Annotated in this window: 16 protein-coding genes; 6 read left to right on the forward strand and 10 right to left on the reverse strand. The window is 64.4% G+C overall.

The window, feature by feature from the left end:
• Window positions 1–108 precede the first annotated feature (108 nt).
• From AC25Y4_RS04975 to AC25Y4_RS05000, 6 genes are all read left to right on the forward strand, one after another.
• Window positions 109–1614 carry an MFS transporter gene (locus AC25Y4_RS04975; protein WP_488119252.1) on the forward strand — a complete coding sequence of 502 codons (1506 nt, stop codon included), beginning with the start codon at window positions 109–111 and terminating at the stop codon, window positions 1612–1614.
• A gap of 71 nt (window positions 1615–1685) precedes the next feature.
• Window positions 1686–2690, forward strand: coding sequence for an aldo/keto reductase family protein (locus tag AC25Y4_RS04980; protein WP_488119253.1), 1005 nt, complete (start codon window positions 1686–1688; stop codon window positions 2688–2690).
• Window positions 2691–2842: 152 nt separating this feature from the next.
• Window positions 2843–3730, forward strand: coding sequence for a DUF4097 family beta strand repeat-containing protein (locus AC25Y4_RS04985; protein WP_488119254.1), 888 nt, complete (start codon window positions 2843–2845; stop codon window positions 3728–3730).
• A gap of 203 nt (window positions 3731–3933) precedes the next feature.
• Window positions 3934–5403 carry an SPFH domain-containing protein gene (locus tag AC25Y4_RS04990; protein WP_488119255.1) on the forward strand — a complete coding sequence of 490 codons (1470 nt, stop codon included), beginning with the start codon at window positions 3934–3936 and terminating at the stop codon, window positions 5401–5403.
• A gap of 207 nt (window positions 5404–5610) precedes the next feature.
• Complete coding sequence (locus AC25Y4_RS04995) at window positions 5611–6666, forward strand: zinc-dependent alcohol dehydrogenase family protein (protein WP_488119256.1); 1056 nt, start codon at window positions 5611–5613, stop codon at window positions 6664–6666.
• Between the two features lie 78 nt (window positions 6667–6744).
• Complete coding sequence (locus AC25Y4_RS05000) at window positions 6745–9006, forward strand: MMPL family transporter (protein WP_488119257.1); 2262 nt, start codon at window positions 6745–6747, stop codon at window positions 9004–9006.
• A 144-nt stretch (window positions 9007–9150) separates the two neighbouring features.
• Here AC25Y4_RS05000 and aroB read toward each other — a convergent pair whose 3' ends face one another.
• From aroB to rpsD, 10 genes are all read right to left on the reverse strand, one after another.
• A complete protein-coding gene (aroB, locus tag AC25Y4_RS05005; protein WP_488119258.1) occupies window positions 9151–10236 on the reverse strand; it encodes a 3-dehydroquinate synthase in 1086 nt (361 codons plus the stop codon).
• Window positions 10233–10745 carry a shikimate kinase gene (locus AC25Y4_RS05010; protein WP_488119259.1) on the reverse strand — a complete coding sequence of 171 codons (513 nt, stop codon included), beginning with the start codon at window positions 10743–10745 and terminating at the stop codon, window positions 10233–10235. Before AC25Y4_RS05010 ends, aroB begins: the two co-directional genes overlap by 4 nt.
• Before the next feature lie 30 nt (window positions 10746–10775).
• Window positions 10776–12011: a chorismate synthase gene (gene aroC, locus AC25Y4_RS05015; RefSeq protein WP_488119260.1), complete on the reverse strand. Its 1236-nt coding sequence runs from the start codon at window positions 12009–12011 to the stop codon at window positions 10776–10778.
• Between the two features lie 21 nt (window positions 12012–12032).
• On the reverse strand, window positions 12033–12932 hold the full coding sequence (locus AC25Y4_RS05020; protein ID WP_488119261.1) for a shikimate dehydrogenase family protein: 900 nt from the start codon (window positions 12930–12932) through the stop codon (window positions 12033–12035).
• The gene (gene mltG, locus AC25Y4_RS05025) at window positions 12910–14583 is read right to left on the reverse strand and encodes an endolytic transglycosylase MltG (protein ID WP_488119262.1); all 1674 of its coding nucleotides are present in this window, start codon (window positions 14581–14583) and stop codon (window positions 12910–12912) included. The genes AC25Y4_RS05020 and mltG overlap by 23 nt, the downstream gene beginning before the upstream one ends.
• Window position 14584: 1 nt before the next feature.
• A complete protein-coding gene (ruvX, locus tag AC25Y4_RS05030) occupies window positions 14585–15058 on the reverse strand; it encodes a Holliday junction resolvase RuvX (RefSeq protein WP_488119263.1) in 474 nt (157 codons plus the stop codon).
• A gap of 4 nt (window positions 15059–15062) precedes the next feature.
• Window positions 15063–17717 (reverse strand): alanine--tRNA ligase, encoded by a 2655-nt coding sequence (gene alaS / locus AC25Y4_RS05035; RefSeq protein WP_488119264.1) that lies wholly within the window; start codon window positions 17715–17717, stop codon window positions 15063–15065.
• A 54-nt stretch (window positions 17718–17771) separates the two neighbouring features.
• Window positions 17772–17999, reverse strand: a complete 228-nt coding sequence (locus tag AC25Y4_RS05040; RefSeq protein WP_488119265.1) for a hypothetical protein — start codon at window positions 17997–17999, stop codon at window positions 17772–17774.
• Between the two features lie 50 nt (window positions 18000–18049).
• Complete coding sequence (locus AC25Y4_RS05045; RefSeq protein ID WP_488119266.1) at window positions 18050–18421, reverse strand: DUF948 domain-containing protein; 372 nt, start codon at window positions 18419–18421, stop codon at window positions 18050–18052.
• A 124-nt stretch (window positions 18422–18545) separates the two neighbouring features.
• The gene (rpsD, locus tag AC25Y4_RS05050) at window positions 18546–19175 is read right to left on the reverse strand and encodes a 30S ribosomal protein S4 (protein ID WP_488119267.1); all 630 of its coding nucleotides are present in this window, start codon (window positions 19173–19175) and stop codon (window positions 18546–18548) included.
• Between the last annotated feature and the right edge of the window lie 130 nt (window positions 19176–19305).

Below are 19305 nucleotides of genomic sequence, written 5' to 3' on the forward strand. Positions count from 1 at the left end.
TGCCCCGTTGTTTCAGGGCGCAGTAGCATTTCAGCGAGGTCGAAAATCGTCGTGAGCAGCGGACGAGGGGTTGCCACGACGTGGGCGCCTCCGCGAAAGGACCACACCATGGCCGAAGCAACGCCACCCCAGAGCGGCTCAGAGCCTGAAGACGCCGCGGCGGCCGGGGCATCCGCGACGGCATCGGGGAATGTCGCACCGCGCGGAGCCTGGACAGCGCTGATCGTGTTGATGATCGGCATGTTCATGGCCCTGCTCGACACCACCATCGTCAACGTCGCGCTCCCGTCCATTCGCACCAGCCTCAATGCGTCGGAAGCGACACTGTCGTGGATCATCTCCGGCTACGCACTCGCGTTCGGCATCGCGCTCATTCCTGCCGGCCGAATCGGTGACCGCCTCGGCCACAAGTGGGTGTTCTTCGTCGGCCTTGCGCTCTTCACCATTGCCAGTGTCTTCTGCGGGATTGCCCAAACCGACGTTGACTTGATTGTCTGGCGCGTCATCCAGGGTTTCGCCGGTGGCGTGTTCGTACCCGGCGTGACCGCCATGATCCAACTCATGTTCCCCGTTCACGTGCGGGGCAAGGCATTCGCCATCATGGGCGCTGTCATCGGAGTGTCGACGGCGATCGGGCCGATCCTCGGTGGCCTCATCATCGAAGCGTTCGGGGAGGAAGAGGGCTGGCGGCTGGTGTTCTGGGTGAACCTGCCCATCGGCATCATCGCGCTCATTGCCGCCATATTCCTGCTGCCTGGCGGGCGTGAGGAGTCCGTGAAGTCAGGCACAGACGTGTTCGGGCTGCTGCTTCTGACAGGGGCCCTCGTCGCCTTGCTCGTCCCGCTCATTGAAGGCGAGGACCAGGGCTGGCCGCTCTGGACCTACCTCACCCTCGCTGCCAGCCTCGTGCTGTTCGTGGCGTTCGCGCTCTGGGAAGTGCGGGTGGCGAAAGCCAACGGCTCGCCACTCGTTCCTCCACGCCTGTTCTCCCACCCTGCTTTCACCGGCGGCACGATCCTGGCCCTGGTCTACTTCGCGGCCTTCACCAGTATCTTCTTCACGATCTCGCTCCTCTGGCAGGCCGGTCTCGGTCACACCGCCCTCGAATCGGGGCTCGTTTCTGTGCCATTTGCGATCGGCAGCATCATCGGCGCGTCACAGAGCGACCGGCTCGCGACCTTCCTGGGGCGCAACGTCTTGGTCGCCGGCACTGCGCTTGTCACGATCGGACTCGTGTGGGTGTGGCTGGTGCTACTGCTCACTCCCGCCAGCGACCTGGATCACTGGGCCCTCCTCATCCCCCTCTTCCTGGCCGGCCTCGGCAATGGTCTCTTCATCGCTCCCAACGTCCAGTTCATCGTCGCGACAGTCAGTCGGTCTGAGGCGGGTTCGGCCAGCGGCGTCATCTCCGTTATGCAGCGCATCGGCAGCGCCGTCGGCATCGCGATCATCGGCAGTGTGCTCTTCGGCAGCCTGCACATCACCGGCCCTGCTGACCTGGCGCAGGGATTCACCGACGCCGCTGCGAATGCCCTGGGCGTGAGCGCGGCGTTCAGCGTCGTGGCGTTCCTGCTGGTGTTCGCGCTGCCCAAGCACGTCACGCACAACGGCTAGCCGTCGTCACTCGGCCGACGTGTCCCTCCGGCCTCCCCCTCACCACGCACTGTCGGGCGTAGCGTTGCACCATGGAATTCAGATACCTCGGCAACAGCGGACTCAAGATCTCAGAGATCACGTACGGCAACTGGCTCACCCACGGCTCCCAGGTTGAGAATGAGGTGGCAACGCGTTGCGTGGAGGCCGCCCTCGACGCCGGCATCACCACATTCGACACAGCGGATGCCTACGCCAACACCGCAGCCGAAGTCGTGCTTGGCGATGCTCTGAAGGGCGAGCGTCGGGCCTCGCTTGAAATCTTCACCAAGGTCTATTGGCCAACGGGGCCCAAGGGTCACAATGACGTCGGCCTCTCACGGAAGCACATCATGGAATCGATTGACGGCTCACTGCAGCGTCTGCAGACGGACTACGTCGACCTGTATCAGGCGCACCGCTATGACGCTGAGACGCCGCTTGAAGAGACCATGCAGGCATTCGCCGACATCGTGCGCGCCGGCAAGGCGCTCTACATCGGCGTCTCTGAGTGGAATGCCGACCAGCTGCGTGCCGGATCAGCGCTGGCGAAGCAGCTGGGCTTCCAGCTCATCTCGAACCAGCCGCAGTACTCCATGCTGTGGCGCGTCATCGAGGATGCCGTCGTGCCGGCATCCGAAGAACTGGGCATTTCGCAGATCGTCTGGTCACCGGTTGCGCAGGGCGTGCTCACCGGCAAGTACAAGCCGGGTGCAGAGGCGCCAGAGGGCTCACGGGCGCGCGACGCGAAAGGCGGGGCAGAGACCGTCAAGGCGTTCATGCGCGAAGACGTGCTGACCGCTGTCGCCAGGCTGCAGCCGATCGCTGCCGAGCAGGGGCTCAGCATGGCCCAGCTCGCCGTGGCCTGGGTGCTGCAGAACCCGAACGTGGCCTCCGCGATCATTGGCGCGTCACGTCCGGAACAGATTGCCGACAACGTGCGCGCGAGCGGAGTCACCCTCGAGGCCGCCGTGCTCGCTCGCATCGACGAGGCCGTCGGCGGTGTTGCAGAGCGCGATCCGTCGAAGACCGTGTCGCCGGCGAAGCGACCCGTTTAGCGAGCCCTGCGCACTCCACCTGCCCTCGCTTCGTAGCGGAGCGGGGGCGTGTGGGGTGATCGATTGCCAACTACCGCTATACGCTGGGCACGAACCCGGCCAGACATCCGGCATCCTCCGCTGCACCGTCCGACTCGAGCGAAAGCACGTCCATGACCAGCGCACCGCCTCCCCCGCCGCCGCCGCCCTCTGGCAACCCGTACCAGCAGCCACCGCAGCAACCACCGCAGCCGGAGTCTCCGCCGGCGGCATCCGCTCACCGGCTGTCGCTCACGGCGAAGCTGTTGCTGTTCGTCGCGCTCCCCGTCGCACTGGTCATCATCATCGTCGTCGCGCTGGTTGCGGTGTTCGCGAGCCTGCGCGGAACCGAGATCGCGCGAACGACGGATGCCGCGGCTGGCTCAAGCGTCGAGGTGGACATCCCCAACGCGTCGATCAGTGTGAGTGCAAGCACCGACGGTCAGGTGCGCGTGACGATGACTGGCCACTACTCCGGCGCAGAACCCACCATCACGGCAACGACAACCGGTGACACCACCACGATCAGCGGCGGCTGCCCCAACGGGTGGTTCCTTGCCCGCTGCGACGTCTCCATTGCCATCCAAATGCCGGCGGAACTCGCGCTCGACGTTGAAGGCAGCAATGGCCGGATCACCGTCGTCGACCTCACCGGCGAACTCGATCTCACCACAACCAACGGCGCTATCCAGACGACAGGATCTCGCGGCGATGTGAGTGCGCACACCATGAATGGTGGGATCAAGATTGTCGACGCCGGGTCACGCAACGTGGAGGTGACGTCCACAAATGGCGGCATTGAGCTTGAGTTCGTCGATCCGCCAGATGACGTTGAGGCTCGGACGACCAACGGCGCCATCATGGTGCGAGTTCCCACAGGAACGTCGACGTACTTCATTGACGCCGCGACAACCAATGGCAGCGTCAACACGGATACCGTGCCAAGCGACCGCGCTTCGGAGCGCACGATCACGCTTGAGACGGTCAACGGCGCTGTGACGGTGGAGGACACCCGCCGTTAGCCGCCGGGATTCAACCCTGCGGAGGGCGACCGTGGCCGAGTCGGGCTCTTCACCAATAATTCTCCCGGTGGCGGCCTATTTTCGGGCGGACTCTGTGAGACTGTGAGGGCACGGCGCAGTTTCGCGCGTCGCGCGCATGCAAGCCCCCGTTTTCGCTCGCTTCATTGCTCGCGCCGCTGTTTCGGCTGCGCCGGAAGGATCCAATGTTTGATTTTTTCCTCAGCCCAGTTGCCGGTCTCGTCGCGCTCGGCATCGTCGTCTTGCTCGCCGCGCTGATCTACGCAAAGACCGTCTACAAGAACGCCGGACCAGACGAGGCACTCGTCATCACCGGAAAGAAGTCGCGCAAGACCACGGTTGACGGCGCAACGACCGAGCAGTCAGGCCAGCGCATCGTGCATGGCCAGGGTGTCTTCCTCACGCCGTTCTTCCAGAAGGCGCACAAGATCAGCCTGCGCAGCCGTGCCATTGAGATCACCGCCATCGCCCAGGACAAGAACGGCATCACACTGACCGTGGATGCCGTCGCCATCGTCAAGGTCGGCGACGATCCTGCGGCCATTCGTGCCGCGGCCCAGCGTTTCCTCGGCCAGGACAAGAACATCGACAGCTTCGCCCAGGAAGTCCTCTCTGGTTCACTGCGCTCCTCCATCGGTGCCACCGACGTGATGACCATCATCCAGAAGCGCGACGAGCTCGGGGTGTCAGTACTGGCCACAGCGCGAGAGTCGCTCGCCAACCAGGGCCTCGATGTCGACTCGTTCGAGATCAAGGGCATCACGGACGAGAACGACTACATCCGCGACATCGGCCGTGCAGAGCAGGCCAAGGTGCGCCGCCAGGCCGAGGTCGCTGAGCACCTCGCCACCCGCGAGGCACGCGAGGCCGCCATCGCCGCAGAGCAGGCCGTCGCTGAGGCCGAGAACACCCTCGCCCTCCGCCGCGCCGCCCTCCAGCTCGACACCGACAAGGCCGCAGCTGAGGCGGCATCCGCTCGCCCTCTCGCAGAGGCCAAAGCGCAGCAGGCCGTCGTGACCGAACAGGAAGCCACGGCGCAGCGCCGAGCCCAACTGCGCAAGGCTGAGCTTGAGTCAGAGGTCAACGCTGTGGCAGACGCCGATGCATACCGCGTGCGCGTGACAGCGGCCGCCGCTGCAGAGGCCGCAGTCACCGCTGCCGCCGGAGATCGCGATGCCCGTGTTGCCGCCGCCCAGGCCATCCGCGCTGAGGGTGAGGCCCAGGCTGACGCCATCCGTGCTCGTGGTGCGGCAGAGGCAGAGGCGACCCGCCTCTCCGCCCAGGCTCTCGCTGAGCAGTCAGAGGCCCTCATCCAGCTGCGCATGATCGAGACCCTCCCGCACATCGCGCGTGAGCTTGCTGCGCCGATGAGCAACATCGACCAGCTCACCGTCATCTCAACGGATGGCGCATCGCAGCTCTCGAAGAACGTCGCCTCAGGATTCTCCGAGGTCGACGCTGTGCTGAACTCCACCATGGGCGTCGGCATCAAGGACCTGCTCGGCGGCCTCCTGGGCGGCGTTGCGGCTGGAGCTGCGGGCGCGGCCATCGGCGGCAACGCCGGACAAGGCGCACACGCACGCGGCGAGCTCGCAGCATATGCGGCGTCAACTGAGTCAGCTGAACGCGAGGTCGCTCCGGCAGTAGCCGAGTAATCGGTCGCCACCGTCCCGTAAGCGCGGCGCGGGTCGAACGCAGTTTCGCGGGTGTTGCAACTCCCGCGAAGCTGCGTTCGATGAGCGTGACTCCCCGAACGGCACCCGGCGTCGCGTGGCACGAGCGCGACCTTACCAACCAGCAATCGTGGCGGTACGCTCGGGGCACTATTGGCCTGCGACACCAAAGAGAACCGGGATATCGCCATGAAAGCACTCGTCTACAAGGGTCCGGGAAACAAGGCGTGGGAAGAGGTGCCGAAGCCCGCCATTCAGCATCCGACAGACGTGATCGTCAAGATCGACACCACCACCATCTGCGGCACTGACCTGCACATTCTCAAGGGCGACGTTCCGGCTGTCACGCCAGGGAGAATCCTTGGCCATGAGGGCGTCGGCACGATCACAGAGATCGGCGACGCGGTGACCACGCTCGCCGTCGGCGACCAGGTGATCCTGTCCTGTATCTCTGCGTGCGGGAAATGCGAGTACTGCAAGCAGGGCGTGTTCTCGCACTGCCTCGGAGAGGAAGGCACGTCGGGGATCGGCTGGATCTTCGGTCACCTCATCGACGGCACGCAGGCAGAATTCGTGCGCGTGCCGTACGCCGAGACATCCGTTTACCGCCTGCCGGCCGGAGTCAGCCCCCAACTCGGCACGCTCTTGTCAGACATCCTGCCCACCGGCCATGAAATCGGCGTGCGCTACGGCAGCGTGAAGCCGGGCGACGTGGTGGCTGTCGTCGGCGCTGGGCCGGTTGGCCTCGCCGCCATCGCCACCGCAGGGCTCTACGGTCCGTCGCGCGTGATCTCCATCGACCTCGACGCCAACCGCACAGAAGCAGCACGCTCGTTCGGTGCGACGGATGCCGTGGTGTCGAGCGCCGCGGATTGGAAGGAACAGGTGCTGGCCATGACAGACGGCCTCGGCGTCGACGTTGCCATCGAAGCCGTCGGCATCCCGGCGACGCTGCAGATGTGCCTCGACATCGTGCGTCCAGCCGGCCACGTTGCCAATGTCGGCGTGCATGGCAAGGGTGTTGAGATCGCCATGGACGAACTATGGATCTCGAACATCACCATCACCATGGGGCTCGTCAACACCGACACGACGCCCACCCTCCTCAAAATGCTGGCGCAGGGCAAGATTCCCGCTGAACATTTCGTCAGTCACACCTTCGCGCTCACCGACATCATCGAGGCGTACGACGTGTTCGGGAGGGCGGCAGAAACGAAGGCGCTCAAGGTGATGCTGAACGCGTGATTCTCCCCGCGCGACCCTGAGGTTGCGAGTGTAGGGTGTCGGCATCCGTTGTTGGATTCCGGAGGAAGAAGTTCCCCGATGTTGCGCTCCGTTGGCATCGCAATGGCCCGTCATCGACTCGTCGTCCTGATCTGTTGGGCCGTGTTCTTCGTGGCCTGCCTTGCGACGTCCCTGTTCGGGATCACCGGGGAGAGCCTGTTCCAGCGGCTCTCCAGCACCGGCCCCACCGTCAACGGCGAAGCCAGTGAGGCTGCAGCCCTGACCAGCAACGACACCACGGCAAGCACAGAGAGCATCTCGCTGCTCGTCTATGGCATCGATCCCGCCTCGCCAGAGCTGGATGCTGTGCTTGCAGAGGCGACGGATGACCTCCTTGCGATTCCCGGTGTCACCCAGGTCGTCAATCCGCTGGCTTTCCCGCCGCTACCCAATGGTCAGCCGTCCCCGGCGGCGGCCTCCCTTTTTGCCTCCGATGGCAACGGGCTTCTCCTCAGCGTCTCCATGGAGACGACGGATGGCGCTCTCAGCGACTCGCTCTTGACGGAGGTTGAGGACGAGCTGAATGCCACGGCTGACGAGGTTCGGGGCATCGCTCCCGGTGCCACCGTCGAGGTCGGCGGCAGCCCGCTCATCGTGAACTCGCTGGTTGCCGTCGCCCAGTCAGACCTGCAGAAGGGCGAGCTCATCTCGCTGCCGCTCGCCCTGCTCGTGATGCTTGTCATCTTCGGCGGCTTCCTGGCTGCGGCGATGCCCCTGATCGGCGCCATCGCATCCATCGTCGGCGCTCTCGGCACTCTCTTCGCTTTCAGCTACGTGATGGACATCAACATCACAGTGATGAACGTGATCGCGGTCATCGGTCTTGGCCTGTCTATCGACTACGGGCTGCTGATCGTCAGCCGATTTCGAGAGGAGTTCCGCGCGCGCGTCGAGCAGTTGGAGAGCACGCAGCTGGGCAGCACGCAGCTGGGGAGCACCGCGCAGACCAGGCCCGAGCGCCACGAGTTGATGATGGAGTCCGTCGGCGCGACGGTTAACACGGCAGGGCGCACCGTGCTCTTCTCTGGGCTTACATTTGCCATCGCCACTGTCGGCCTGTTCGTGTTTGAGCCGGAGATCATCAGGGCCATTGCCATTGGCGCCGTCTCTGTCGTGGTCATCGCCATGCTCACGGCGCTCGTGCTGGTGCCAGCGCTCCTCGGCTACTTCGGAGAGCGTCTTCTGCAACCGGGCGTCCTAACCAGAATCCCGGGTCTCGGCGCCATTCTCACCCGTTTCGGGGATGTCGCGCCTGAGGATGGGTTCTTCTCAAAGCTCACCAGAAGCATCCAGCCGCGCGCTGCCGGCGTCGCCGTGGCCGGGACCGCGCTGCTGGTACTCATGGGCAGCCCAGCGCTGTCGATAGTCCTCTCCAACAGCAACGATGACGCCATCCCGGCCTCCTCAAGCCAGTACGACTTTGTCACCACCCTCAACGAGCATTTTCCGCAGGCCACGCAGGCGAAGGTGCAGCTGGTCTCATCAACAGATGAGGAATCGGCGGCAGCCTGGGCGGATGACGTTGCGACTCTGCCGCACGTCACCGGCGTCACGCCGCCCACCGACGTCAACGGCTACTGGGTATCGCGCGTGAGTGTCGAGCAGCATGAGGGCACAGACGTGGTGCGTGAAATCAGGGCCGACCGTCCCGACTTCCCCCATTGGGTCGGTGGAACGGATGCCGCATCAGTCGACTACCTGGATTCGCTCGGCCAGAGCGCGCCGTGGGCGATCCTGATCATCGCCGTCGCCAGCTTCGTGCTGCTTTTCCTGATGACGGGCTCCGTCGTCATCCCGCTCACAGCGCTCGTGATCAGTGCGCTCTCGCTCGGCGCCGCGGTCGGCGTGCTCGTGTGGGGCTTCCAGCAGGGCAATCTCGCCGGTCTGCTGAACTTTGACGCCTCAACGCTGGGCGGCGTAGACGCGCTGGTGCTGACCCTCGTGCTCGTCTTCGGTTTCGGCTTGGCCATGGACTACGAGATGTTTTTGCTCGCACGCATCACAGAGCATCACGACAACGGGGAGACCACCAGGCAATCCATCGAGACCGGCCTCCAGAGCTCTGGCCGCATCATCACCTCTGCAGCACTCATCATGGTGTTGGTGTTCGCGGGCTTCGCCACCGGCGACCTGATGCAGATGAAACAGATCGGCGTTGCACTGGCGGTCGCGGTGCTGCTGGATGCGACACTCGTGCGCTCTGTGCTGGTGCCGGCGGTGATGACATCGTTCGAGAAGCGCCTGTGGTGGGCGCCGCGCTGGATGCAGCGGGTTCACGCCAGGATCGGCCTGCGTGAGTAGCCTCAGCCTCCCCCGTTGGTTGAGGAAGGCCGGCCACGGCCGCCTCGAAACCTCGTGAGCCGGTCTTCAGACGCATAATTTCAGAGATTGGCCCGCTGGATTTCGAGACACTCGCTGGCGCTCGTTCCTCAATCAACGGGTGGGCTAGGAGCCGATCGCCTGGTACGCAGCGAAGAGCAGTGAGCTGTCCGGCCCCTCGAGAACCGTCGGCTTGCCGATGTCATCGAGCACGATGAAGCGCAACATGCCGCTTCGGGTCTTCTTGTCGCGCTGCATCGTCGCCAGCAGCGTCTTCCAACGGCCGACAGGGTAGGTCGTGGGAAGAGTCAGCGATTCCAGGATGGAGCGGTGACGGTCGACGACCTCGACGGGCAGCCGCCCGGTGAGGCTCGCCAGCTCAGCGGCGAACATCATGCCGACGGCGACAGCCGCGCCATGGCGCCAGCCGTACCGCTCTGCGTGCTCGACCGCATGGCCCAGTGTGTGACCGTAGTTCAGAATCTCGCGGAGGCCGGCCTCCTTGAAGTCGACGCCAACAACGCGGGCCTTCATCTCAATGGACAGCTCGACGACCCGACGGAACTCGGGCGTCGTCGGATCCGTCGCGGTGTCGACATCCGCTTCAATGATGTCGAGGATCTCAGGCACCTGGATGAACCCGGCCTTCACGATCTCGGCGAAGCCGGCCAGGATCTCATTGCGGGGCAGGTCGTTCAGGGTGTCGAGGTCGCAGATCACGGCGGTCGGAGCGTAGAACGTTCCGACGAGGTTCTTGCCCTCTGCGGTGTTGATGCCGTTCTTGCCACCGACAGCGGCGTCGACCATACCGAGCACGCTGGTCGGGATCTGCACAAGGCGAACGCCGCGCAGCCAGGTGGCAGCGACAAACCCGGCGAGGTCGGTGACGGCACCGCCACCGAAACCGATAACGGCATCCGTTCGGGAGAAATCGGCCTGGCCCATGACCTGCCAGCAGAACGCGGCGACCTCGACGCGCTTGGCGGCTTCGGCGTCTGGCACCTCTGCGATGAGTACTTCGTACTTACCGAGCAGACTCTCACGCAGCGCAACGGCTCGAGCGCCGAGCGTCGACGTGTGCACAATCAGCACCTTCTTGACGCCGTCGCCCAGCTGCTCTGCCACGCTCTCGGCCAGGAGTCCCCTCCCAACGAATACGGGGTAGCTGTCCTGACCGCTCACGGTGATGACGGTGGTGTCTGTCTCAGTCACAATTTCCCTCTTACCCAGGCCGCGATATCGTCGGCGATGGAGTCGATGTCCCGATTGGACGTGTCGATATGGATGGTGGCCAGCTCTTCGTACGTTGAGCGGCGTTCGTCGTAGATGCGCTGCCAGTCGTCGAGCCCGTTCTTCAGCAGCGGGCGCTTGCCGCCACCGAGACGGGCCTTCACCGACTCGGCGTCGACGGACAGGTAGACGACGACAGCGTCGGCCAGCAGCTCACGCGTTGCCGGGTGCAGCACTCCCCCGCCGCCGATCGAGACAATCGCATCGGACTGCAGCGCTCTGGCAATGACGTCGGCTTCCAGCTGACGAAAATGCTCTTCGCCACTCGTCGCGAAGATGTCTGAGATCGGTCCGTGCTGTTCCACGATCACCGCATCGGTGTCGATGAACTCCAGCCCGAGCTCCTGGGCGACCTGGTGCCCGATCCTGCTCTTTCCCGCCGCCATCGGCCCGATGAACACCACCGGCGCTACTGACGACGAGCCAGCCATACGGAGTCTGTCGTCACTCACTATCGGTGGTCACTCAACGTCAGCGACGCCCTGGCCCTCAAAGTCAGCGACGCTCTGGCCGCGGGTCTTGAGGTTCTCCGGGATGTGCGCGAGGTAGGACTCGAGGTTGCGCTTGGTCTCGCCGACAGAGTCGCCGCCGAACTTCTCCAGCACCGAGTTCGCCAGCACGAGTGCGACCATGGCCTCTGCCACCACTCCGGCTGCCGGAACCGCACAGACGTCAGAGCGCTGGTGGTGAGCGGATGCCGCATCACCGGTGGCAACGTCGACAGTGCGCAGCGAGTGAGGCACAGTAGCGATCGGCTTCATGCCAGCACGAACACGAAGCACGGTGCCCGTGCTCATGCCGCCCTCTGTACCGCCGGCCTTGTCGCTGGAGCGCGTGATGCCATCCGTCGACTGGAAGAGTTCGTCGTGGGCCTCTGAGCCGCGGCGAGTGGTGGTGAGGAAGCCGTCGCCGACCTCAACTCCCTTGATCGCCTGGATACCCATGAGAGCGGCAGACAGCTGCGAGTCGAGGCGGCGGTCCCAGTGCACGAACGAGCCGAGTCCTGGGGGGAGGTTGTATGCGAGCACCTCGACGACGCCGCCGAGGGTGTCGCCGTCCTTGTGCGCGGCGTCCACTTCGGCCACCATCAGCGCGGAAGTCGCCGGGTCGAAGCAGCGAAGCGGATCGGCGTCGAGCAGGTCAACGTCGCTCGGAACGGGCAGCGGAGAGCCTTCAGGCACCCTCACTGGTCCGATCGACAGTGTGTGGCTGACCAGCGTGATGTCGAGTTCGGCGAGGAAGGCGCGAGCGAGCGAGCCGAGAGCGACACGCGCAGCCGTCTCACGGGCGCTGGCGCGCTCCAGAACGGGCCTGGCCTCATCGAAGTCGTACTTCTGCATGCCGACGAGGTCGGCGTGGCCGGGACGCGGACGCGTCAACGGAGCGCCACGGCCGCGCACCAACGTGCTTGGGTCGACAGGCTCAGGGCTCATCACCTCTGACCACTTGGGCCATTCGGTGTTGCCGATCCGCACAGCGACGGGCCCGCCCAGGGTGAGTCCGTGGCGCACGCCGCCGGAGATGTTCAACTCATCCTGTTCGAATTTCATGCGCGCACCCCGCCCATAGCCGAGTTTACGGCGCGCTAAATCGAGACGGATCGCATCAAGAGTGACCGGGATTCCAGCGGGCAAACCCTCGACAATAGCGATGAGTTCGGGGCCGTGGGACTCTCCGGCGGTGAGCCAACGAAGCATGCTCCCTATTCTGGCATGCCGCTAGACCAGAGCTTCGCGCATGGCGGCCAGAACAGCCTCTTCGCCCTGCAGCGCAGCGAACGGATCACCAGATACAAAGATGCGTACCTGGATCAACGCCTGGTGCAACAGCATGCCGAGACCCGAGGTCACCTGGCCGCCTGCAGCGCTCCACGTCTGGGCCAGGGCGCTCGGCCACGGCGAGTATGCGACATCGAACAGCGGAACGCTGCTCCGGAATTCAGCGCTGAAGATGTCACCGACATCCGTGCCTCCAGGCAGCGTACTGATGACGACAGAGGGAACAACACCGGCGAACGCGCCTGGCGTCGGGGGCACAGCGCCATCAAGCCGGGCACCGGATGCCGCAGCCGACAGTTCGGAGACAGCCACCACGAGTCCGAGGGTACGGCCCAGAGCCACGAGACCTGCGGCCTTCGACGGCGTCCGCACCAGCACCTCCACCGATTCGGCACCGAGTTCTGCTGCGGAGACCAGCGCCGAGGATGCCGTCGCCCCAGCCCCGAGAATCATCACGTGGGAAGCGGTGGCGACACCGGCTTCAGCCAGCGCACGAACCAGCCCCGTGACATCCGTGTTGAATCCAGACAACGTGCGATTTCCGTTGACGTCGCCGAAGACCACCGTATTCGCCGCGCCGGTCAACTCTGCGACCCGCGACAGGTCGGTGACCAGCGGAAAGACCTCATGCTTGAGCGGCATGGTGAGCGAGAGCCCCCGCCACTCAGGGCCACGGCTGGCGATGAAGTCAGCGAGTTCCCCAGACCGCACCTCGATCGCCTCATACTCCCAGTCCAGACCGAGCACCCGATAGGCGGCGGCATGCAGCGCAGGTGACTGGGAATGGGCAATCGGCGAGCCGAGGACCGCGAGGCGGTTAGCCATACTCTGGGTGTTCATCCATCCAAGCTAACCACTTCGCCACTGCGGCGTCATGTTCTTCGACGGTCGCAGAGAAGATCGTCTCGCCGGTGTCGAGATTCCAGGTCACGAAGAACAGCCACGGACCGTCTGCAGGGTGCACAGCAGCGTCGATGGCCAGGTCGCCTGGATTCGAGATCGGGCCAATGGGGAGACCGGGGTGAACGTACGTGTTGTACGCGTTGTTCGCGTCGGCGCGCTCAGCATCTGTCGTGGTGACCAGGTGCGTGTTGCCCGTGCCGTACGCGACTGTCGCGTCCGATTGCAGGAGCCCACTCGGCCAGAGAGCAGGTTCGAGTCGATTCAGGAACACCCGGGAAACCTTGTAGTAGTCGTCCTTGAGCCCCGCTTCACGCTGGATCAGCGACGCAAGAACGATCGTCTTCCAGCGATCCGCCGGCGCGACGCCAGCCTCGTCGAGAGCCTGGAACTGACGGTTGACCATGGTCTGCAGCGCGTCATGCGCGCTCGTTCCCGGATCGAACGTGTAAGTGGCGGGGAAGAGGAATCCCTCGAGCTGGGTCGCTTCAGCCGGAAGCCCGAATGAGGCAACGTCGGCTGCGGCGGCCTCGACGTCAGCGATGGGAATCTCGAGAGTCTCCGACAACGACTGCAGGACATCGGCCTCTGGCAGGCCCTCCTGCACCAGGACGGTGTTCTCCATCTTGTTGTCCGGGTTCTGAATGGCCTTCAGCGCCGCTGCAGCACTCATCTGGGTCTTTAGCTGGTAGGCACCTGGCTGAAAGACCAGAGCCGGCTCCTCTGCCAACAAGAGGTCGTAGAAGGCGTCGAAGCTCTTGACGACATCGGCCGCCACGAGGCTGTCGGCGAGGTCGCTGCCGCTGTCGCCGTCATGGATCACGACAATCACGTCGTCAACGCCGGCCCCCGTGTAGTCCTCAGGGCCCTGCGTCGCGGCGATCAGCTGGCTGATCGGTCCCTGCAATGCGAAGGCCGCCACCGCGCCAAGCGCAACGAGGACGATGAGCACGATCATGCAGCCCCACAGGCCCTTGCGCTTCTTCTTTTCCCGCGGTGGCTCGGTGTCCAGCTGGGCACGGCGGCTTGACCGGCTGCCGACACGCGGCGGCGTCTCATACTCCGTGAGTCCAAGCGCTTCGGACGGAGTCAGTGACCCCCGCTCGACGCTGGGCGCTGGCAGATGAGTGCCGGCCGAGTGGTGGACAGACCCAGGGTGCGGATCGGCGGGCGGGTGGATCGTGTGTGGCTTCGAATCGCGACCGGAGGCTCCCCCGAGAAATTCGCCCCAGTTGAAGGTGTCTGCAGACGCCGCTGGCGTCGGCTCACCAATCGGGTCTGCAACCATCCCCGCCAGCGTGCCGGCGTCTGGCGCCGGTGGCGCGCTCTCCTCCGCGACATTCGGCACCGGCGCTGGTGCGTCAGTCTTGCCTAGCGCGCGTGCAGCCGTTGGCTGGGCAGTCGCAGCATCTGGAGTAGTCGGGGTGGCCGCAGCATCCGGGGTTGCCGCTGCGGGCATGCCTGCCTCACCGTTACCGGCGTCCTCCACCACGGCATCCGTGACACCGCCCTCAGCGGCCAGTCTGGCCGCGCGGCGCGATCGGCGCGTTGGGGTGGGATTCTGCTCAGAATCGGAGGGGAGAATTGGCAAGCTACAACGGCCTTTCTGACTGTTCTACGGGCGAGCCTGGCGGCTTTCCAGAGGCACGCTCCGTGTCAAGTGCGTGTTGCAGAATGATAGTCGCGGCAACCTGATCGATTACCGGGCGCTGTGTCTTGGCCTTGCGGCCAGAGGCCCGCAGCGCTGATTGAGCGGATACCGTCGACAACCGTTCGTCTACGAGCCGCACGGGCGCCTCCACAGACCGCGACAGGGCCGCCGCGAACTCAACGGCATCGTTCGTCGACGCCGTGTGAGCGCCGGACAGTGCCAGTGGCAACCCGACGACAACCTCAATCGGTTCAAGCTCGAGACAAATGGCCGCGATGCGGGCGAAGTCGGTGACTCCCCCCGCATCCCTGGCTACGGTTTCGACCGGGGTGGCAAGCATCCCGTGGGCGTCACTTCTCGCAACACCCACGCGGGCTTTGCCCACATCGATTCCCAGCCGAACACCGTGACGCATCGGACTAACGTGCCACAGCAGTGCGCACAGCGTCAAGCGCTGCGCTGATTGCACTCACATCGGTGCCACCGCCCTGGGCCAGGTCATCCTTGCCGCCACCGCCGCCGCCGAGGACTCCGGCGGCCACCTTTGCCAGTGCGCCTGCGCGCTGGCCGTGGTCGCGAGCGGCCTGGTTCGTCGCCACGATCACGACAGGCTTGTCGCCCACCGTCGCCGCGAGAGCGATGACAGCAGCCTCACTGCCCAGTCGTTCCCGCGTTGCCGTGACGAGCATCCGCACGTCGTCGGCCGAGTTCAGCGTGCCGAGGTCCTGTGTGACGAGGTGCAGGTCGCCGACCCGTGATGCGGCGGCGACGAGAGCAGGAACCTTGTCGGTCAGCGCGCGAGCCTCGAACGCGGCGATCTTCTTCTCAGCGGCCTTGAGATTCTGCACCAGGTCACTGATGCGCTCAGGCAGCTGTTCGCGTGGCGTCTTCAGGTTCGACGTGAGCTGCGACACGATCGCGCGCTCTGCAGCGAGGTCCTTGAACGCTTCAAGACCGACGAGCGACTCGACGCGTCGGTTGGTTGACCCAACGGATGCCTCACTCACCAGGTTGATCATGCCGATTTCCGCGCTGGTTGCCACGTGGGTACCCGCGCAGAGTTCGCGAGACCACGGTCCGCCGATGTCAACGACACGAACGCGGTCGCCGTACTTCTCGCCGAACAGGGCCATGGCACCGAGCGCCTTGGCCTCAGCCAGCGGAAGTTCACGCGTGACGACCTCGAGGTTGTCACGAATCGCGTTGTTCGAGATCTCTTCGATCTCGCTGCGCGTGGCCGGCGAGAGCGCCTGGTTCCAGGAGAAGTCGAGGCGGAAGAAGCCGGCCTTGTTGTACGAACCTGACTGGTGCGCATTCGGGCCGAGGACCTGGCGCAGCGCAGCGTGCAGGATGTGCGTTCCGGAGTGGGCCTGGCGTGCGCCACGACGCCAGTTCTCGTCGACGATGCTGGTGGCGCTGTCGCCAACGCCAACCTCGCCGGAGCGAACCTGGACCTTGTGGCTGATCAGTCCCTTGACGGGCTTCTGCACGTCGAGGACCTCGAGCTCGTAGCCGGGACCGACGATGAGGCCGGCGTCGGCCTCCTGTCCACCTGACTCCGCGTAGAGCGCGGTCTCCGCGAGGATTACTTCGGCGATCTGGCCGGACACCGCGCTGGATACCGACTGTCCGTCGACGATAAGGCCGAGCACGCTCGACTCCGTCTGCAGTTCTTCGTAGCCGGTGAAGAGCGTTTCTCCAGCGGCGCGGAAGGCGCTGTACACCGAGAGGTCGGCGAGGTGCGTCTTCTTGGCCTTGGCGTCGGCCTTGGCCATGGCGCGCTGCTTGGCCATCAGGCCGTTGAATGCCTCACGATCAACCTTGAGGCCTGCCTCTTCGGCCATCTCGAGAGTGATCTCGATGGGGAAGCCGTAGGTGTCGTGCAGCAGGAACGCGGTGTCGCCGGCCAGCTCGGTCTTCTGAGCTTCCTTCGTCTTGGCCACGGCCAGATCGAGCACGCTTGAGCCGCTGGCGAGCGTGCGCAGGAATGTCTCTTCCTCTGCGTACGCGGCCTGGCTGATGCGGCCGTAGTCTGCCGAGACCTCCGGGTACGCGGCGCTCATGGCATCGCGAGACGCGGGGAACAGCTCGGGGAAGGTTGCCTCTTCAACGCCGAGGAGGCGCATGGCACGCACGCTGCGGCGCATCAGGCGGCGCAGGATGTAGCCGCGACCCTCGTTGGACGGCATGACGCCGTCGCTCATCAGCATCAGCGATGAACGCACGTGGTCTGCGACGATGCGCATGCGCACGTCATCACCGTGGTCAGCGCCGTAGCGACGGCCCGAGAGCTCGGCTGCACGGTCGAGGACGGGGCGAACCTGGTCGATCTCGTACATGTTCTCGACGCCCTGCTTGAGGAACGCGACGCGCTCCATGCCCATGCCGGTGTCGATGTTCTTCTTGGGCAGGTCGCCGAGGATCTCAAAGTCGTTCTTGCCGGTGCCTTCTCCGCGCAGGTACTGCATGAAGACGAGGTTCCAAATTTCGACGTAGCGGTCGTCATCCGTTGCCGGACCACCGTCGATGCCGTATGACGGGCCACGGTCGAAGAAGATCTCTGAACAGGGGCCTGCGGGGCCAGGCTGACCGGTCGACCAGTAGTTGGTGTCCATGCCGAGGCGCTGGATACGGTTCTCCGGCAGGCCGAGCTTCCGCCAGTGGGCGAACGCGTCGTCGTCGTCTTCGTAAACGGTGACCCAGAGGTCCTTCTCAGCGAAGCCGTAGCCACCGGCGCCTTCAGCGCTCGTGAGCAGCTCCCAGGCGTATTCGATCGCCTGTTCCTTGAAGTAGTCACCGAAGGAGAAGTTTCCGGCCATCTGGAAGAACGTGCCGTGGCGCGGCGTCTTCCCGACCTCTTCGATGTCGTTCGTACGGATGCACTTCTGCACACTCGTTGCGCGCGGGTACGGCGCCGGAACCAATCCGGTGAGGTATGGCACGAACGGCACCATGCCTGCAACGGTGAAGAGAAGTGAGGGGTCGTCGCTCACCAGGGAGGCGGACGGGACGACGGTGTGTCCACGATCAGCGAAGAAGTCGAGCCAGCGCCCGCGAATGTCAGCAGTCTGCAATGTATTCCGTAGTTCAGAGGGAGGGATGGTGAGTGGAGCTAGTTGGCGCCGGTGCTAGTTGGCGCCCGAGGTCGGCGTGGTCAGAGCGTCGGAATCGTCACCGAGGGCAGAACGCAATTCTGCCTCACGCTGCCGGTATCCGTCTGAGAGCGCCTCACCGAATTCACGCGCCTTGGTGTCGAGCTCGGAGAAGAATGCGTTGCCCTGCTGGGTCTTGTTGAGCTGGTGTGCGGCGGCGAATCCGGCGCCGACACCCACAACAAACCAGATGAAGTTCTTCATGACGATGCTCCCTGACGTGTGTTGGTATGGAATCAAGAGTAGTGGCAGAGCTACGAACGCTGCCGAGACCTGGCCGGGCGTCCGACGCCGAAGGCCGCGCGAACGCCTGCGGAGAAACCTGCCAGCTTGATGAGCGGGCCGCCAACCGTGGCTGCGAAGAGCGCGACGAGAGCGGATACGTTTCCCGTCACGTCAGCGACATTGCTGGTGATGGTGTCGACCCTGGCCAATTGCTTGTTGGTCTCTTTGATCGTGGTGGTGGTCTCTTCGAGCAATGGCGAGATGTTGTCGCTCATGTCACGAATCATCGTGGTGGTCTCGTCGAACACTCGGCCGAGCTTCAGCAGCGGAACGGCCAGGAATGCCACGAGTACCGCGAATACCCCGGCAGCGATCAGCCCGGCGATATCTCCACCCTCCATCAGCAACACCTTTCATTCCGGTTTCGGAATACATCGCTTGCGCCATGCACCAAAAGCAAAGGGCGGATCATCCAATGGATGATCCGCCCTCCAGCGTAGTTCAGAAACTACCGCTCATGCGTGACTAGCGTGCTGCGTAGTACTCAACGACGAGCTGGACTTCACAGGTCACGGGGACCTCTGCACGCTTCGGGCGGCGCACGAGGCGAACCTGAAGCTTGTCGAGCTCGGCCTCAAGGTAGACCGGAAGCTTCGGCAGAACATCGACGTGACCGCCGGCTGCTGCAACCTGGAAGATCTCCATGCTCTCGCTCTTGGGCTTGACGTTGATGACCTGGCCCGGCTTCACACGGAAGGAGGGGCGGTCAACCAGCAGGCCGTCGACGAGGATGTGACGGTGCACAACCATCTGACGAGCCTGTGCGGTCGTACGAGCGATAGCCGCACGCACGAGCAGAGCGTCAAGACGCGTCTCGAGGATCTCAACCAGGTTCTCACCGGTCAGGCCCTGGGTCTTGCGGGCTTCCTGGAACGCAATCTTCAGCTGCGCTTCGCGGATGCCGTACTGGGCACGCAAACGCTGCTTCTCGCGCAGACGAACGGCGTAGTCCGAGTCGGCCTTGCGCTTAGTGCGGCCGTGCTCGCCCGGAGCGTACGGACGCTTTTCGAGGTACTTGGCAGCCTTCGGCGTCAGGGCGATGCCCAGGGCGCGCGACAGGCGGGTCTTGCTACGGGTACGTGACTTGGTAGACACGGTGTCCTTTCAATGGAACTCAAACAGGGAATCCCGGGCGCTGAGAGTTATCAGACACATGCCGGGGAAAGTCAGAGGGGTGTTGCCGCGGGCCGCTCGGCTACAGAGCGAATCCCAACTTTCTGGTTTT

The organism is Leifsonia sp. Y878 (assembly GCF_057669685.1).

Coding starts and splice junctions, on each gene's coding strand:
- AC25Y4_RS04975 (WP_488119252.1), top strand. CDS start 109: ATGGCCGAAGCAACGCCACCCCAGAGCGGCTCAGAGCCTGAAGACGCC.
- AC25Y4_RS04980 (WP_488119253.1), top strand. CDS start 1,686: ATGGAATTCAGATACCTCGGCAACAGCGGACTCAAGATCTCAGAGATC.
- AC25Y4_RS04985 (WP_488119254.1), top strand. CDS start 2,843: ATGACCAGCGCACCGCCTCCCCCGCCGCCGCCGCCCTCTGGCAACCCG.
- AC25Y4_RS04990 (WP_488119255.1), top strand. CDS start 3,934: ATGTTTGATTTTTTCCTCAGCCCAGTTGCCGGTCTCGTCGCGCTCGGC.
- AC25Y4_RS04995 (WP_488119256.1), top strand. CDS start 5,611: ATGAAAGCACTCGTCTACAAGGGTCCGGGAAACAAGGCGTGGGAAGAG.
- AC25Y4_RS05000 (WP_488119257.1), top strand. CDS start 6,745: ATGTTGCGCTCCGTTGGCATCGCAATGGCCCGTCATCGACTCGTCGTC.
- AC25Y4_RS05010 (WP_488119259.1), bottom strand. CDS start 10,745: ATGGCTGGCTCGTCGTCAGTAGCGCCGGTGGTGTTCATCGGGCCGATG.
- aroC (WP_488119260.1), bottom strand. CDS start 12,011: ATGCTTCGTTGGCTCACCGCCGGAGAGTCCCACGGCCCCGAACTCATC.
- AC25Y4_RS05020 (WP_488119261.1), bottom strand. CDS start 12,932: ATGAACACCCAGAGTATGGCTAACCGCCTCGCGGTCCTCGGCTCGCCG.
- ruvX (WP_488119263.1), bottom strand. CDS start 15,058: ATGCGTCACGGTGTTCGGCTGGGAATCGATGTGGGCAAAGCCCGCGTG.
- AC25Y4_RS05040 (WP_488119265.1), bottom strand. CDS start 17,999: ATGAAGAACTTCATCTGGTTTGTTGTGGGTGTCGGCGCCGGATTCGCC.
- AC25Y4_RS05045 (WP_488119266.1), bottom strand. CDS start 18,421: ATGGAGGGTGGAGATATCGCCGGGCTGATCGCTGCCGGGGTATTCGCG.